Raw genomic sequence first — 15,806 nt, 5'->3', positions numbered from 1 at the left:
ACCTAGTCACTAAAATTTCAATAGAAGAAAGTACCAACAAAGAGAAGTCATTATGAGCCAGAAAATCAAATTGGATGTGATATCAGACGTGGTGTGCCCGTGGTGCATTATCGGTTACAAGCGTTTAGAACAAGCCATCAAGGAGCTCGGTGTTGAAGATAAGATTGAGCTTGAGTGGCAGCCATTTGAACTCAATCCGAATATGCCGTTGGAAGGCCAAAACCTGCGGGAGCACTTAGCTGAAAAATACGGCACAACAAAAGAGGACAGCATTCGCGCCCGTGCTCAGCTGACTCAGTTAGGTCAGGAAGTGGGGTTCACATTTGACTACAGTGACGACATGAAGATGCTTAACACTTTTGAGGCGCATATCTTGTTGGAGTATGCCAAAGAACAAGGCAAGCAGACTGATTTGAAACTGCGACTCTTTAGCGCATTCTTTGGTGAGGGCAAAGACATTAGCAATCGTGACGTATTGGCTAGTGAGCTTGAAGCCGTTGGTCTGGATAGCAACGCGGCGCGTGAGCGACTGGATAACCCGAAAGCTCGTTTGGAAGTGCAGCAGGCGGAAGATATGTGGAAGAATTTAGGTATTAGCTCGGTACCGACAGTAGTGTTTAATCGCCAAAGTGCATTAACTGGTGCGCAGCCGGTCGATGTGTACAAGCAGGTTCTGCAAGAATTGCTTGGTTAATGAAAACAAGGATCGGCGCAAGATGGCCTTGGCCGATCCTTCATATCGCTTCCGTTAGCCTGCGTCAGTATTGAGTTCTTGTTCAGCAAGGGACAGCATAGCGAACTCTTCCTCGGCACTTGAGGCAATGAGTTTATTGCGGCTATACAGTCCGTAGTAGACTCCACCGATAACAAACAATCCAAATGTCATGTAGAAAGCGGACGGGTCAAATGCATACACGCCCGTTAGTGCGATTAATGATAACACCAGTGAAATAGCTGACGTCACTACGCCACCGGGTGTGCGATAAGGACGCTCAAGTTCGGGCTGTTTGATCCTGAGAAGGATGTGACTGAGCGACATCAAGGCGTAGGATACAGTCGCGCCAACCACTGCCATCGCTAAGATTAAGTCTCCCTCACCGGTGAGCGATACCACAAAGCCAAAGATACCAGGGACAATAAGTGCGCGAGATGGCACCTTGTTTTTGCTGGTGAGTGAGAGGCTTTGAGGAAGGTATCCTGCACGAGAGAGAGCAAATACCAAGCGGCTGTAACCGTAAATAATCGAGAAGAATGAGGCGACCAGGCCCGCAAGACCGAGCATATTGACTAAGGTGGCAATGGTTGGATTGTTGGTGAGTTTCAATGCATCAACAAGTGGGACGGCACTCGCTCCGATAACTTCTGAGCCTACCGCTCCTGCTAGCAAGAACACCACTAAGATCGCCGTGACCAGCAGGAAAAGCATGGCACCAATAATACCTTTCGGTACGTCTTTGGCAGGGTTCTTCGCTTCTTCCGCAGCCAATGGTACACCTTCTACCGCCAAGAATAGCCACATGGCAAATGGCAGTGCGGCCCATACACCATACCAGCCGAAAGGAAGCACCTCGGTTGCTTGAACGGTTGCTGGTGCGATGTCGAAAAGGTTGTTGATATCAAAGTGACCGATTAGCGCACCGGCAGTGAGGATAATCGCCAGCACAGCAAGCGCACTGATCACCATCATAACCTTTAGAGCCTCACCGACTCCGAATAGATGAATACCGATAAAGGCAGCGTAGAATAGCGCATAAACGATGGGTCCATCGAGACCGACAAGCTCATTAACCGCAGAGCCGATGAAGATGACGATGGCAGCTGGCGCCAAAGCGTATTCGATGAGCACCGCTAAGCCAGTGACGAAGCCGCCAGTCGGGCCCATGGCCTGTCTTGCAAAACTGTATCCTCCCCCGGCGGCTGGAATAGCTGCTGACATCTCCGCCAGCGATAGAACTAAGGTAAAGTACATGACGGCCATGGCGATAGCGGCAATTAAGAAGCCAGCCCAACCCGCCTGTGCGATACCAAAGTTCCAGCCAGCAAAGTCGCCAGAAATAACATAAGAAACCCCAAGCCCTGCAAGCAAAATCCATCCTGCAGTGCCTCTTTTCAACTGTCTTTGTGACAGATATTCGTGATGTTTTGACATAGTAGATCCCTCTACGAGTGAGTGATTAGAAAATTGTCGGTGTGTGTCTGATTGAGTTGTGAACCGCTTTCATCTTGGATGTCAGAGCGGTCTTTAAGATTGACGCCTGACAGATGTAATCGCCTGGCTTCTTCGAGCAGGTACATGGTTCGGTTGCAAGCGTCGTCGTAGCTCAAGCCTTCTGGTCTGATATTGGAAATACAGTTTCGCTCTGAGTCTTTAGAGCCTCGCTTGGCCCCCCAAGTGAGGTATAAGCCCATGCTGTCTGGTGATGATAATCCCGGGCGCTCGCCGATGAGAACCAGTACCATCTTAGCGCCAAAACATTCAGCCACATCGTCGGCGACGGCGACACGACCTTGTTTTACGATGGTGATAGGAGCCAGAAGCCAAGTTCCACTCTCGCTCATTCTGGTCAGTAGTCGCTCAATAAATGGCGCGGCATGATGCTGGATCGCGGTAGACGACAAACCATCGGCGACGACAATGGCAAGATCCGGGGTGAAGTTTGGCGAAGCGGCTTGTTTAACCAAGCGTTGCCAAGATTCTGGATTGAGCTGGCGCCCGAGGTCTGGTCGCTGCAGATACATGAGTCTGTCGCTGATCTTGCTCTCGACTACTTGTGGCACAGACGGGGTTAAGGACTGGACTTGTGGCAATTGTGTTAGCGTCTGTCTTAATGCCGTTGTGTCCAGGGCGCAGTGCACCGCATCCATCGCTTGAGCATGGTCGAGTTGGAACGATAACAGCGCATCGGTTGGTATGCTGTTACCAGTTCTGCCTAGGGCGATACGTGCGGAAGTGAAGTTGCGTAGTTGTTGCCAAGGGCTAGTTACCACGGAATCAGATGTTTGTTTAGTTTTGATATTAATCACTTTGGTCATGGAACGCGCCTTAGCTCACTTGTTTGATAGCTCGAGAGAACGACGATGCCAATTGGTCATTTAGGCGAACCTTGTCGACATCGTGGAAGATCTGCATTTCCATCAGCCATTGCTCAAACTCGGGTGCAGGTCTCAGCCCCAGCACTTTTCGTGCATACAGCGCATCGTGAAATGAGGTGGTTTGGTAGTTGAGCATGATGTCATCAGAGCCGGGAATGCCCATGATAAAAGAGCATTCCGCGACACCGAGCAGTGTCAGTAGGTTATCCATGTCGTTCTGGTCGGCATAGGCATGGTTGGTGTAACAGATGTCGCAGCCCATCGGCAATCCCAGCAATTTTCCGCAGAAATGATCTTCTAATCCGGCACGAATGATCTGCTTACCATCGAACAGATATTCAGGACCAATAAAACCAACCACGGTATTGACCAGTAACGGGTCAAAGTGGCGCGCTACGGCGTACGCTCTTGCTTCGCAAGTCTGCTGATCGACACCATGAAACGCATTGGCGGATAATGCGGTACCTTGTCCGGTTTCGAAATACATGACGTTGTTACCTACTGAACCCCGATTGAGTGAGAGTGCGGCTTGCTGCGCCTCTTTTAGAACAGCGAGATCGATGCCGAAGGTGTCATTGGTGCCTTGCGTTCCGCCAATAGACTGAAATACTAAGTCAACGGGGGCGCCCATTTCGATGGCTTCGATAGTATTAGTCACGTGGGTTAACACGCAGGATTGTGTCGGGATCTTATATTGCTGAATGACCTCATCCATTAAATGCATCAGCTTTACCGCTTGGGGAACGTTATCTGTGGCGGGATTGATACCAATAACCGCATCGCCGTTCCCATACATCAGCCCATCGAAAATGCTTGCTGCGATACCGTTTAATGAGTCAGTAGGATGGTTGGGTTGCAGGCGAGTCGAGAGTCGACTGGGTAGACCAATGGTATTACGAAAGGCGGTGATGACCTGACATTTTTTAGCCACGAGAATAAGGTCTTGGTTACGCATGATCTTACTGACAGCGGCCACCATTTCCGGTGTTAATCCTTTTCTTAGCCTCGTCAATGTATCGGAGTCCGCGTTGTCACTGAGGAGCCAGTTTCGAAAGTCACCCACGGTTAAGTGCGATATTATTTGGAAGGCGTCAGCATCATGGGTATCCATGATTAGTCGCGTGATTTCGTCATTTTCATACGGAATGACGGCGTCATTGAGAAATGTTTTAAGAGGCAAGTCCGCTAAAGTCATTTGAGCAACCACACGCTCTGCCGCAGACTCGGCACAAACTCCAGCCAAGGCATCTCCGGAACGCTCAGGTGTCGCTTTCGCCATTAGCTCTGCTAACGACTGGAAAGTAAATACTCGGTTTCCTTGTTGTCGACGATAGGTCGTTGTCATTACGATTCCTCTGTTTGGTTTGATTCTTGCTGTGTTTCGACATCAATTTGATAGTTAACACTGCGAATAACGTTCCAAGCGACTATCAAAAATCGGCAATCATAAAAATACATAAGAAACATAAGGTTATGGAGTTAATGCTCTAAGATGGAGCATCTCTGACGAATTAGAAGGAGTGGTAGTGATGGGTGGGATTTGCGAACTTGCACCAGAGTTGTGCGTTCGTCCCTCTGATGATGCAAATCAGCAGGCGAACAGCTTATTCAACTGGACCCAAGCCTACGACCAGATAAGCGAGGGAGCCTATTACGGGAAAATTGTTGAACGACGATTTGAAAACATTCATGTATTTCGTGAGGACAGTAATCGTGGATTGAGGCAGGATTGCAGAGTTGAAAAGGGTGGGTTATGGCTTGGGCTTAGTGCTGAGGAAAAGTCTTTGTATCTCAATCATCTTCAGAAAAGTGCTGATCATATGCTGCTTCGCACAGGAGGACTGGATTTTGAGTTGGTCACGCCAGAGAATTTCTCTATCTATGGTGTGGTCGTTGGCGAAGAGACTCTGCAGGCCATTTCAGAGCAGCTCGAGCTAGAGGAGCTAGAGGTTTCTCAACTTAGCCAAGTAGACTCGACAACCCATACAAACCAGCTCAAGCGTTATCTTTCGGCTCTACTGACAAATGAACCCGTTCGTTGGTCTGGCTACACTCATGAGGCGTTATTGAAGGATTTTATTGCCGATTTACTTAACTCATTGAGAGATAGTGATGTTCCCAGAGAGCCGCTGTTCCAGCGTGCCAAAGTGATGCAGCGAGTGAAACAGACGCTTTCAGATTGCAATTCTTCCCATCCCCTAACCGTCAGCGAGCTATGTGATGCGGTACATGTGAGTCGCAGAACATTGCAAAATACTTTCCACTCCTGCTGTGGTATGTCACCCCAGCAATTTATTCACAGGATTCGATTAAATCAGGTGCGCAGAGCTTTATTGAACAGTCACGGCGAGCACTCGGTTTATGATATTGCTTTTAGCTACGGATTTTGTCATTTAGGGCTTTTCGCCGGTAACTACAAGAGGCTGTTTGGCGAGAGCCCGTCGGCGACTCTGACAAACCACAACCGAACCCGATTAAGTACTCATGATTTATTTGATTAAGTTAATGACTGACAGTTTGGAGTAATGCGGCCTGGCTTCACAACGTCCTTGTTGTGCTCTTTTACCAGAAGCATGAACCAGCACCAGTTTATGCAAACTGTTAGTCGAAATCCCTTCGCTCAACGCCCAGTGCTAGAGGAGGAAAGGGAGTACTTAGTCGGTTAGAAGTGCTCGGTTAAATGCGATTCAAATCGAGCAAGGTCATTGTCGATGTCAGCGTTTTTCATCACATCATATGCCGCAAAAGTTGGTAATGCTTGCATGCCAAAAAAGCGGAAGTTGGCGTGCATGTGGAACATGAGATCATCTACGCTTTTGCCTTGGAAAAGGTATTCAGACTCGTCATTGAACGATTCTTCCGGTGCGTTGAAAGTCAAAGATAGCATGTATTTAGTCTCGGTTTGAGTACCACCAGTGCCGTAGTTTTTCTTGGGCTCTTCTTCTGAGCGGCCGTCGAATAGGCACAGCTCGCCACCCATGCCAGCAGTAAACACCTCGTCCATGTACTTTTTAAAGCTCCAAGGCACGCTCATCCAGTTGACTGGCGATTGAATGATCACTCGATCCGCCCACTTAAAGTTATCCAGTTGTGCTGGTACATCAATCTCATCTTGCATGGTGACCACACGTGTTTGATGGCCTTTGCCTTCGAGTAGGGTGATCGCCTTATCGACAAGAGTTGCGTTAAGTTTACCTTCAGAGAATGGGTAAGGCTGGTGCGCATTGATGATTAATATATTGCTCATGGTTTTATGTCCTCTAAATTTCACTATGTCTGGAGTGTGTCCGAGCGCTCTGGTGGTATATTAAAGTAACCTAAAAACTAAAATCAATTAGTATACTTTTAGTAACCTTGAGTTTGGTGACTTTAGGGCACAAAAAAAGCAGCGTTACGCTGCTTTTTATCAATGAGTTAGCTTATATCGGGCACTCTTCCCAGCCACATTCGACATGGTGAACCAGATCGGAGACTTTGTCTGGATTGAGTCGATACTGCTTATCAACGTGAAGTTTGGCAGCAGTGAGTTGTTCAAATAGTTGCCAGTGTTTCAGCAAACACTCATCTTCATCTTGAGTAACTTCAGACCAGGTTTCTTTAAGCATGGGCATCATACATGCTGAGCCATGGGCATACAGCATCATCTGCCATTTGAGTTCTTGTCTGTTCAAACGATCGTCATGTGCTCGACCTTGATTATATTCATCGACCAGCGCCTTCACGATGCATTCGATTTCCCCTTTGCTATCCACAAAATAGTCAAAGAATTCGTTTTCCTGACGCATAGCATCGGCAATGAGCTGAATAGGCTCGCGGACAACCATAATGTGAGCCAGCATTTCAACGGAAAAACGATAGAGCTTCACATTGGTTGGGGTATCTTCTGGTAGTTGCTCGAGAAGGTGCAGGATGTATTTCTGCATGTAGGCGTGCATATGGTCGCTGATGCCGTACCAGATTTGCTCCTTACTACCGAAGTGGTGACGAATCAAACTATGAGACACACCTGCACGCTCACTGATATTACGAATAGAAACTCTCTCATATCCCAGTTCGCAAAACATTTGCGCGGCGACCGTCATGATCAGGTTTTTCGTCTCTTCTGCCGCCATGGCGCTGCGACGACCTTTTTTCTTCTCCACTCGATACCTTTTTAATTAATCAGTCCTATACAGGGTACTGAATTCCCCACCTATCGACAAGATGCACATCGGCGAACGTCACAATGCAGTAGATCTACTTATGCCGGGGCCTGAGGGCTTGTATATAACCAAAAGTGATGAAAAGCATACAAAAAATTATACTGCACGTGCGTGCAATATGTATTGATCTCTTTCAAATTAAACATATACTGCACAACTGTAAAGTTAATTTACTGCACGATCGTAAAGTATAAATTTGGGATAAATATTATGAACACCCATCGTCTATTCAAAAAAGTCAGCGTGCTGATGCTCCCCATATTCGCGGCCATCAGCTTATCTGGGTGCAATCAAGCACAATCAGAAATCAATGAACCAGTGATCAAGCCCGTCAAAGTAGTACAGGTTCCTGAACTCAATTTTGCTCCTGTCAGCAGCTATCTTGCACAAGTCGATGCGACGGATCGTGCTCAACTCTCTTTTCAGGTCGCAGGGCAAATTTCGTCGATAGACGTCAAAATGGGTGAGGCCATTAAGAAAGGTGAGATCTTAGCGACGCTCGATCCAACCGACTATCAAGTTGCCTTGGATGCAAAACAGGCCGAGTTCGATCTTGCAGAATCGCAGTGGCAACGCGCCAAGCAGCTATTTGCTAAAAAGCTGATTAGTGCCGATGAGTTCGACCGCAACGAAACCCAATTTAAAGCCGCTAAGGCGTCATTGGCACAAGCTAAAGCCGATCTTGGTTATACCCAAATCATTGCGCCGTTTGATGGTGTGGTCTCTATGACTTACCAAAAGCCGTTTGAAGTCGTTGGGGCAAAACAGCCGATTTTGAATCTTATTAGCAGTGACGATCTTGACGTGACATTCACTATTCCGGTTACGGAAGTGAAAGCGATGACGCTAGAAGAGTTAAAGAATCAGCATTTTTTTGTCACGCTAGACAGTCATCGTAATCAGCGTATTGAAGCCAGATTCCGTGAAATTGCCATGCAGCCTGATCTTGATACCAACAGCTACGCAGCTGCTGTGACAATAGTTAAGCCACAAAACATCAATGTACTCTCCGGTATGTCTGGACAAGTACATATTCAAAGTGAAGCAAAAGAGCGAGCATTTTCACTGCCAGCCAGTGCGTGGATCAGTCAACAAGCGGCCAGTGGTAAGGTGTGGCGCTTTGATCCCGTGACAGAGCAAATTCACCAAATCCAACTGTCTACCAATGAAAGTGGTGCCGTGACTGCGGGCTTGCAGCAAGGCGATCAAATCGTGGTAGCCGGTGCGGCAAACTTAGTGGAAGGACAGCGAGTTAAGTTGTGGGCGCGTGAGGGGGGCATCTAATGAAGAGATCAATCATTGCTCTCGGCTTAGTATCATTGGCACTAGCGGGCTGTAATTCGGATGTTGCCGTTCGTGAGCGTGCACCTTTGATGGTCGAGTCTATTGAAGTTTCTAAACCCGTAGAGCAGCAATATCGCGAGTTTAAAGGTCAAGTTGTCACCGCTGAGCAAACTAAGCTGTCATTTCGAATCCAAGGTGAAATTGCCCATTTGCTTGTGAAGCCGGGTCAATCGGTGAAGAAGGGTCAGGTTGTTGCCAAACTGAATGATGAAAAGCTCCAGCAGCAATACCGTGATGCACAGGCTCAATATGAACTGGCGACCAAGCAACTGCGTCGTGGTACCGAGTTATATGCGCGAGACATGATTTCCAACTCTGAGCTGGACGAGCTGACATCCAATCGACAATTGGCGAAGGCGCAATACCAGAATGTTCAGCACCAACTTCAGTACACCAGCTTAAAAGCGCCGTTTTCTGGCGTGGTTGCCGAGGTTAACAAAGAGCGTTTTGAAAACGTTGGCCCGGGTGAAACCGTGGTATCCATTTATCAGGATGACAAAGTCTACGTGAAGATCAGTCTATCTGACCACATTTTAGCGTCTATCACTCCTCAAGCTCAGCGCAATGCCTACCAGCCGCGCGCATTTTTCTCTGGCATTGATGAAAGCTACACCATGACCTACCTGGAGCACTCCAGCGAGCCAGATGCTCAAAGTCGTGCTTATGAACTTTGGCTACAAATGCCTCAACCCAAAGAGAAAATCCTACCGGGTACCAGTGTGTCAGTGCATGTGGACATGGTCGCTGCAGGGTTAAGTACGATTCAAGGTTATCAATTGCCAATGACAGTACTGGAAGCTGGCATGGAGCCGAAACAGTTTTTTGTTTGGAAGCATGAAGATGGCAGGGCGATGAAAACGCCGGTGCGTGTTGACCAAGTCAATAGCTTTGGGGTGATCGTCGATTCAGGCGTTGCCCAAGGTGACATTTTAATTAGCTCAAGTCTGAGAAAGCTCAGAGACGGCGAAGCAGTAGCGCTCATGGAGAACAATAAATAATGAGTTTGACCGAGTATTCAATAAAAAACCGCGTCATTAGCTGGCTGTTTCTGGTCATCTTGGCTATTGGTGGTATTCAATCGTTTAACGACTTAGGGCGTTTGGAAGACCCAGCTTTTACTATTAAAGATGCGATGGTGATTTCAACTTATTCCGGCGCGACCTCGACTGAAGTAGAAGAAGAGCTCACGTATCCGCTGGAAAAAGAGATCCGTAAGCTTCCGTACATCAAGAATATCAAGTCTACGTCTTCTGCGGGGCTGTCACAGATCATGGTCAGTATGGAAATGGACTATGGCCCTGATGAACTTCCCCAAATCTGGGATGAAATGCGCCGTAAGATTAACGACTTAAGGCCTAACCTCCCATCAGGAGTAAATTCGATTCAGATCATCGATGATTTTGGTGATGTGTTTGGTGTGATGATAATGCTCACGGGTGATGGCTACGATTATGTGGAGCTAAAACGTTACGCTGATTACTTGAGTCGCGAGCTAGAGCTGGTGGATGGCGTGGGTAAAGTTGCCATCGCTGGTGACCAAAAAGAGATGTTATTCGTTGAGCTGTCGTTAGAGCGTCTATCTGCCCTTAACCTAGACATGAACACGGTTATGGGGCTGCTCAATCAGCAAAACAGCGTGCAATCTGCCGGTGAAATCATGATTAATGGTGAGAGCTTGGCAATTCGTCCAAACGGCAATTTGGATTCGGTTGAGTCGCTAGAAAACCTCATCATACATGGACGTGACACGGGTAATCTTATCCGCTTAAAAGACGTGGCTGATATTTCCAAAGGGATACAAGAAAAGCCGTCAAATGTGATCACCTTTAATGGTAAGCCAGCGATTAACTTGGCGATTTCATTTGGCGCAGGCGTGAACGTGGTCGAAGTCGGTAAGGCGTTAGATGTTGAGCTACAAGCGCTTGAGAGCATTAAGCCAGCGGGCATTAATCTTGACTACTTTTACAACCAGTCGGCGGAAGTCGATAAGTCGGTGCAAGACTTTGTGGTCAGTCTTGCTCAAGCGGTGGGTATCGTAATTGTGGTGCTACTGTTCACTATGGGCATGCGTAGCGGCATTATTATTGGCGCGGTTTTGCTGCTCACCGTGTTTGGTACTTTCATTATGATGAGTATCAACAATATTGAGCTACACCGAATATCGCTTGGTGCACTTATCATCGCGCTGGGTATGTTGGTGGACAATGCGATTGTGATTGTCGAAGGCATCTTGGTTGGACTTAAGCAGGGGCAAACCAAAAAGCAAGCCGCGATGAGTATTGCAAAACAGACGCAATGGCCGCTACTTGGTGCGACCGTTATAGCAATTACCGCCTTTGCTCCAATTGGCTTGTCACAAGACGCCACGGGTGAGTTCATGGGCTCGCTGTTCTGGGTGCTGTGCTACTCCTTGTTCCTTAGCTGGATCACGGCATTAACTCTAACGCCGTTTCTAGCCGATATCTTGCTGAAAGAATCAGACAAAAACGACCAAACTGCCGCCGCAGACCCATACAAAGGTGTGCTGTTTACGGTGTTCCGTTGGTCTTTGGAGTTAGCGCTCAAACTGCGTTGGCTCACCGTTGCGGGCATGATTGCACTGCTAGTTTCCGCTGTCATGGCGTTTGGTTTAGTGAAGCAGTCGTTTTTCCCGCCGTCAAACACGCCAATGTTCTTTGTCGATATGTGGATGCCTGAGGGCACGGATATACGTCAAACGCTGAAGCAAACTGAGCAGGTGGAAGAGTATATTCAGGCCCAAGATAATGTGGAGTTTGTTTCCACAACGGTTGGGCAAGGTTTGCAGCGTTTCATGCTGACTTATCAGCCAGAGAAAAGCTATGAAGGCTATGCTCAGCTGCAAGTGCGAACCACCAGTCGTGACAACATGTTTGATTTACTCAACACGTTGGATGCAGAACTGTCGTCTCAATTTGCTACCCCAACTTTCCAGCTTCGACTGATGGAATTTGGCCCATCACCGGCGTCGAAGATCGAAGCGCGCATCATTGGTCCAGACCCACAGGTGCTGCGCGATATCGCGGTACAAGTGGAAGATGTATTGCTTGCGGATCCTGGCGCAAGAAACATCCGTCATGACTGGCGTGAACGCACCAAGCAATTGGTACCTCAGTTTAATGAATCGAAAGCGCGCCGCTTGGGTATCTCTAAAGAGGATCTATCGAGCACTCTGCAACTGGCATTCGGTGGTAACACGATTGGCGTTTTCCGTGATGGTACGCAAATGCTACCCATCGTCACCAGATTGACGGAAGCAGAACGTGTCGATTACGCATCGCTGCAAAACATCTCCATTTGGAGCCCAATGCTACAAACGTATGTGCCAGTAGAGCAGGTGATTGATAATGTCACGTTGGAATGGCAAGAGCCGATTATTCAACGTCGCGACAGAAAACGTACGCTAACCGTACTCGCTGACCATGATGTATTGGGGGACGAGACGGCGGCAAGTTTATTCGCTCGTGTTAAGCCACAGGTAGAATCACTGCCTCTGCCTGATGGCTACACGATCGAATGGGGAGGGGAGTACGAGTCTTCCAGGGATGCCCAACAAGCGATGTTTAAGTCATTGCCGATGGGGTACTTGTTGATGTTTATCATCACCATGCTTCTGTTTAATTCATTGAAGAAGCCGTTGGTTATCTGGTTCACGGTTCCACTGTCCATTATTGGTGTGGCATTTGGTCTGCTTCTCTCAAATATGCCTTTTAGTTTTACGGCATTGCTTGGTTTGTTGAGCCTGAGTGGCATGATCCTCAAAAATGGCATTGTACTGATGGATCAAATTAATTTGGAGCTAGAGAGTGGCAAAGATCCCTACCAGGCGATTATTGACAGTGCGGTAAGTCGTGTCCGCCCGGTTAGCATGGCGGCCCTGACCACCATTCTGGGAATGATTCCTTTGGTGTTTGATGCCTTCTTTGGTTCGATGGCGGTCACCATCATGGCCGGATTGGGTTTTGCGACTGTGTTGACATTGATTGTGGTGCCCGTTTTGTTTGCCATATTCTTTAATATCAAGCAGGTGAAGTAATAAACCGTCATAAGTATCGTTAAAGCCCACAGTGATGTGGGCTTTTTTTGACGAAATAATAAGTGTACTGTTGATTATGGGAAGCTTTTGGTGATTTTTAGCGGCAAGATGATATGTTTTCTTACATATTTACTTACAACTTCGGTTTTACAGATATGTTTGTAAGTTAATTTCGAAATCTTGATCAAAAATTCGCAAAATAATGACCGCGAATTTGGAATACCCGCCTCATTTTTTGCAATGATCGTTTTGTAATTCAGCCGACCTTTAACACAATGATGGTCAGGAAATGTTCAGACCAGACGGAGACCCCAAGATGCCAACTAACTACTGCGCGGCGTGCAAAAAGGACACAGCACATAAAGCGGTTATGCGACGCAGTCAAAATGACAACCCAACCATCCTCCAGAGCTTTCAACAGCTCATGTCACAGTTAGTGAATGGCAGTGGTTACTATAAGCTTGAACGTCAACTCTATTGTCGAGTGTGCAATAAGCAAAACCAAGAGATAGCCAAACCAGTATTAAGTCAGCAAACGAACTTAGCTTAGTTTTTTCCTGTGTCGTACACGATCCCGCAGCATAGATTTGTTGTGAGTTTGTGATCACAAGTCTATTTACTTGCATAATGATTGATTTACAATCGGATGAATGAAAATTCCTCCGAGATAAATCAATGGCTTCCCTTGCTTTAGATAAGATCGATTTAGAAATACTAAGAATACTCAGCCTTAAAGGTCGCATGCCTATTGTGGAACTGGCGAAGCAGGTCAATCTCACTACGTCTCCCTGTTCTGATCGGGTTAAGCGTCTTGAAAAAGAGGGATTTATTCTTGGTTATCATGCAGAGCTCAATCCTGAAAAGTTGGGATTGGACGTTCAGGTCTTTATTCATATCCGTCTAGATCAGACGAGCTTCTCCATCTTTGATAAATTTGCCAAAGCAGTAGAGCTTATGCCAGAAATCGAAGAGTGTTATTCCCTTTCTGGTGATTTTGATACCATGATTAAGGTGCGTACCAAAGATATGAAGTCTTATCAGGCATTTATGTCTACTAAACTTGGTACCTTACCGGGTGTCATTCAGACGCGCAGTGAAGTGGTCATTGAAGAGCACAAGACCGGATTTGGCGTTAATCCGGAGTTACTCGATACACTGACTCTACCTAAGTAATCATTTGAATTAGTGATTTTAATAACAGCTAAATCCATACAAACCCTTACCTAAATCTGCTTGAAAAAGACTCAGATTTCGGCGTTTTTCTGCACTTCGCCCTACATTCATTTCGTTTTTGAGACATATCCTAATTCGTCGCTACTTTTAGTTTATATGTTCTGGTAATTCTGATATTTACCGACATATATAAATTAGAAATGCCGATTAATAAACCTATAATTCTTTAATGTGTAAGAGTGCATATTGAGTGGCAGGTTAGTTAATCGAAGCAAAGTTTTTATTTTAGAAACTTTTACCAGAAAGTGGTCGGTTTTAAAGGAGCTCGCTATGGGTGTCGCAGCATTGTTGGGACTGTCAAATGTCACAGGTTCATTAGTCCTTGATTCAAAAGGTAAATTGATAGTTCTTCCAGAAGGGGTGGCTCCCCGGCCGGGGGACGTGGTTCTTTCTCATTTGGACAATGAGCCCAGCGATCAGTTGAATGGAGTAGAACTTGCACAACTGAATGTTCAATCCGTAGCCGTTTCATCAGTATCTGGATTCGACGATCAGGACGCAGCGGATATCATCGCACAAATTGAGGCAGGTGAAGACCCAACGCAAGATGAAGACAAGGCTTCTGCTGCTGGCAGTGCTCTCAGCTCCAGTATTTCTGATGCGGCTTCGGTTGAGGCAATGGATCCTCAGGTTCTGGCTGCCACCTTCTTTGAAACGACAGGACTTGAACCTCGTAGCCTGAATGATGCTCAGACTAATACACTCCGAGACATCTTCTCTAATGCCGCTCCCGTTACTGTTTTTGATCTACGTAGTTATGATGAAGAATCGCAAGATAGTGAGTTAAACCTCGATTTTCCCATCGACCCAAATGGTGATGTGCTAACGCTCACCGTCACAGAAATTCCTAAGTTAGGCACCCTAACACTCGCTGATGGTACACCAGTGGCGGTAGGTCAGCCGTTGACGCAAGCTGAGTTTGAGGGCCTGCAATTCGATGCGCCAATGGAATACACCGCAGGTAAAGATGCTGGACAGTTCACTTTCACAGTTGACGATGGTCGTGGAGAGATAAATTCTGTCCAATCGGGTGGTGTCGCCATCACAATCAATCCTATCAATGATATTCCAGTGATAGTCGAACCTGGGGAAGGTAGCGTGACCGAATCTGGTCACTTCGATAACGGCGATATTGACGCAGGAAATGACACGGCGACTGGCCAAGTCGTTGCGACAGATAACGATACTGACTCAGTTCTTGCTTATTCGGTCGCTAACCAATCCGATCAATACGGTTCTATCTCCATTGACAGTAAGACGGGTGAATGGACCTATACCCTAAACAACACTTCTACCGCCACGCAAGCCCTAGCTGAAGGTCAAACTGCTATATCTGAGTTCACGGTTTTGGTTACCGATGACAAAGGTGCGGTGGTGACGGACACGATTGTGATCACTATTACTGGGACGAATGATAAGCCAGAGTTTTCGACTTCAAGTAACTTCTCTGGACAAGTTGTTGAGGCGGGGAATCTTGACGATGGAACGCAGGTGGCTGGCCAATCAATAGTGTCAGGTACGCTTGTTGCGAGTGATGTGGATGCTGACTCCGTTCTGGCGTTCAGCGCCGAAGGCAGCAGCAACTACGGTAGCTTCGCTATCGATCCGGTGACGGGCAAATGGACGTTCACTTTAGATAACAACTCAGACGCCACCCAAGGGCTGAAAGAAGGTCAGTCGGAAGACGTTGTTTTCACGGTGAAAGTGACCGACGATAAAGGGGTGGTGATTGAGCAAGCGGTGACCATCACCATTACGGGTACCAACGACCAGCCAACGTTTGATGTTAGCCGTCAGCTTGTTGGCGCGGTGATCGAAGCGGGTCACGATGACGATGGCAATGTTATATCAGGCACACCCACCGCCATGGGTACGTTAGT

General features: G+C 47.2%; 13 protein-coding genes. 8 read left to right on the top strand and 5 right to left on the bottom strand.

The features are described 5' to 3' along the window. The first annotated feature begins 52 nt into the window (after positions 1–52). On the top strand, positions 53–694 hold the full coding sequence (locus C4S60_RS17300; protein ID WP_103881616.1) for a DsbA family oxidoreductase: 642 nt from the start codon (positions 53–55) through the stop codon (positions 692–694). Between the two features lie 54 nt (positions 695–748). On the opposite strand, the gene eat is transcribed toward C4S60_RS17300, so the two are convergent. The 3 genes from eat to C4S60_RS17285 are packed head-to-tail and all read right to left on the bottom strand — an operon-like array spanning position 749 to position 4,438. Continuing rightward, positions 749–2,149: an ethanolamine permease gene (gene eat / locus C4S60_RS17295; RefSeq protein ID WP_103881615.1), complete on the bottom strand. Its 1,401-nt coding sequence runs from the start codon at positions 2,147–2,149 to the stop codon at positions 749–751. A gap of 11 nt (positions 2,150–2,160) precedes the next feature. Continuing rightward, positions 2,161–3,033, bottom strand: coding sequence for an ethanolamine ammonia-lyase subunit EutC (gene eutC / locus C4S60_RS17290; RefSeq protein WP_103881614.1), 873 nt, complete (start codon positions 3,031–3,033; stop codon positions 2,161–2,163). 10 nt (positions 3,034–3,043) lie between these two features. Next, complete coding sequence (locus C4S60_RS17285; protein WP_103881613.1) at positions 3,044–4,438, bottom strand: ethanolamine ammonia-lyase subunit EutB; 1,395 nt, start codon at positions 4,436–4,438, stop codon at positions 3,044–3,046. A gap of 184 nt (positions 4,439–4,622) precedes the next feature. Between C4S60_RS17285 and C4S60_RS17280 the strand changes: the two genes are divergently transcribed. After that, positions 4,623–5,594: a helix-turn-helix domain-containing protein gene (locus tag C4S60_RS17280; RefSeq protein ID WP_244183137.1), complete on the top strand. Its 972-nt coding sequence runs from the start codon at positions 4,623–4,625 to the stop codon at positions 5,592–5,594. 161 nt (positions 5,595–5,755) lie between these two features. Here C4S60_RS17280 and C4S60_RS17275 read toward each other — a convergent pair whose 3' ends face one another. Together C4S60_RS17275 and C4S60_RS17270 are read right to left on the bottom strand one after the other, a co-directional pair. Further along, positions 5,756–6,340 (bottom strand): NAD(P)H-dependent oxidoreductase, encoded by a 585-nt coding sequence (locus tag C4S60_RS17275; protein ID WP_103881611.1) that lies wholly within the window; start codon positions 6,338–6,340, stop codon positions 5,756–5,758. Between the two features lie 172 nt (positions 6,341–6,512). Beyond that, a complete protein-coding gene (locus C4S60_RS17270; RefSeq protein ID WP_103881610.1) occupies positions 6,513–7,235 on the bottom strand; it encodes a TetR/AcrR family transcriptional regulator in 723 nt (240 codons plus the stop codon). A gap of 270 nt (positions 7,236–7,505) precedes the next feature. Here C4S60_RS17270 and C4S60_RS17265 point away from each other — a divergent pair, with 270 nt between their 5' ends. The 6 genes from C4S60_RS17265 to C4S60_RS17240 all read left to right on the top strand — a co-directional run. Beyond that, on the top strand, positions 7,506–8,579 hold the full coding sequence (locus C4S60_RS17265; RefSeq protein WP_103881609.1) for an efflux RND transporter periplasmic adaptor subunit: 1,074 nt from the start codon (positions 7,506–7,508) through the stop codon (positions 8,577–8,579). Beyond that, on the top strand, positions 8,579–9,637 hold the full coding sequence (locus C4S60_RS17260) for an efflux RND transporter periplasmic adaptor subunit (RefSeq protein ID WP_103881608.1): 1,059 nt from the start codon (positions 8,579–8,581) through the stop codon (positions 9,635–9,637). Before C4S60_RS17265 ends, C4S60_RS17260 begins: the two co-directional genes overlap by 1 nt. After that, positions 9,637–12,693 (top strand): efflux RND transporter permease subunit, encoded by a 3,057-nt coding sequence (locus tag C4S60_RS17255; protein WP_103881607.1) that lies wholly within the window; start codon positions 9,637–9,639, stop codon positions 12,691–12,693. The genes C4S60_RS17260 and C4S60_RS17255 overlap by 1 nt, the downstream gene beginning before the upstream one ends. A gap of 289 nt (positions 12,694–12,982) precedes the next feature. Further along, on the top strand, positions 12,983–13,243 hold the full coding sequence (locus C4S60_RS17250) for a hypothetical protein (protein ID WP_244183136.1): 261 nt from the start codon (positions 12,983–12,985) through the stop codon (positions 13,241–13,243). Positions 13,244–13,368: 125 nt separating this feature from the next. Beyond that, positions 13,369–13,866 carry an Lrp/AsnC family transcriptional regulator gene (locus C4S60_RS17245; RefSeq protein WP_103881605.1) on the top strand — a complete coding sequence of 166 codons (498 nt, stop codon included), beginning with the start codon at positions 13,369–13,371 and terminating at the stop codon, positions 13,864–13,866. Positions 13,867–14,196: 330 nt separating this feature from the next. Next, a partial coding sequence (locus C4S60_RS17240) for a VCBS domain-containing protein (protein ID WP_208623286.1) occupies positions 14,197–15,806 on the top strand: 1,610 nt, incomplete at its 3' end.

This window comes from Vibrio hangzhouensis, assembly GCF_900107935.1.
In the GTDB taxonomy this organism is placed as follows: domain Bacteria; phylum Pseudomonadota; class Gammaproteobacteria; order Enterobacterales; family Vibrionaceae; genus Vibrio; species Vibrio hangzhouensis.
The sequence above is the reverse complement of the archived record's forward strand: the minus strand, read 5'-3'. Positions and strand labels throughout refer to the sequence as shown.

Excerpts from the sequence above, each read along its gene's own strand:
- C4S60_RS17260 (WP_103881608.1), top strand. The coding sequence starts at position 8,579 with ATGAAGAGATCAATCATTGCTCTCGGCTTAGTATCATTGGCACTAGCG.
- eat (WP_103881615.1), bottom strand. The coding sequence starts at position 2,149 with ATGTCAAAACATCACGAATATCTGTCACAAAGACAGTTGAAAAGAGGC.
- C4S60_RS17280 (WP_244183137.1), top strand. The coding sequence starts at position 4,623 with ATGGGTGGGATTTGCGAACTTGCACCAGAGTTGTGCGTTCGTCCCTCT.
- C4S60_RS17300 (WP_103881616.1), top strand. The coding sequence starts at position 53 with ATGAGCCAGAAAATCAAATTGGATGTGATATCAGACGTGGTGTGCCCG.
- C4S60_RS17255 (WP_103881607.1), top strand. The coding sequence starts at position 9,637 with ATGAGTTTGACCGAGTATTCAATAAAAAACCGCGTCATTAGCTGGCTG.
- eutC (WP_103881614.1), bottom strand. The coding sequence starts at position 3,033 with ATGACCAAAGTGATTAATATCAAAACTAAACAAACATCTGATTCCGTG.
- C4S60_RS17250 (WP_244183136.1), top strand. The coding sequence starts at position 12,983 with ATGTTCAGACCAGACGGAGACCCCAAGATGCCAACTAACTACTGCGCG.
- C4S60_RS17275 (WP_103881611.1), bottom strand. The coding sequence starts at position 6,340 with ATGAGCAATATATTAATCATCAATGCGCACCAGCCTTACCCATTCTCT.
- C4S60_RS17245 (WP_103881605.1), top strand. The coding sequence starts at position 13,369 with ATGGCTTCCCTTGCTTTAGATAAGATCGATTTAGAAATACTAAGAATA.
- C4S60_RS17285 (WP_103881613.1), bottom strand. The coding sequence starts at position 4,438 with ATGACAACGACCTATCGTCGACAACAAGGAAACCGAGTATTTACTTTC.
- C4S60_RS17265 (WP_103881609.1), top strand. The coding sequence starts at position 7,506 with ATGAACACCCATCGTCTATTCAAAAAAGTCAGCGTGCTGATGCTCCCC.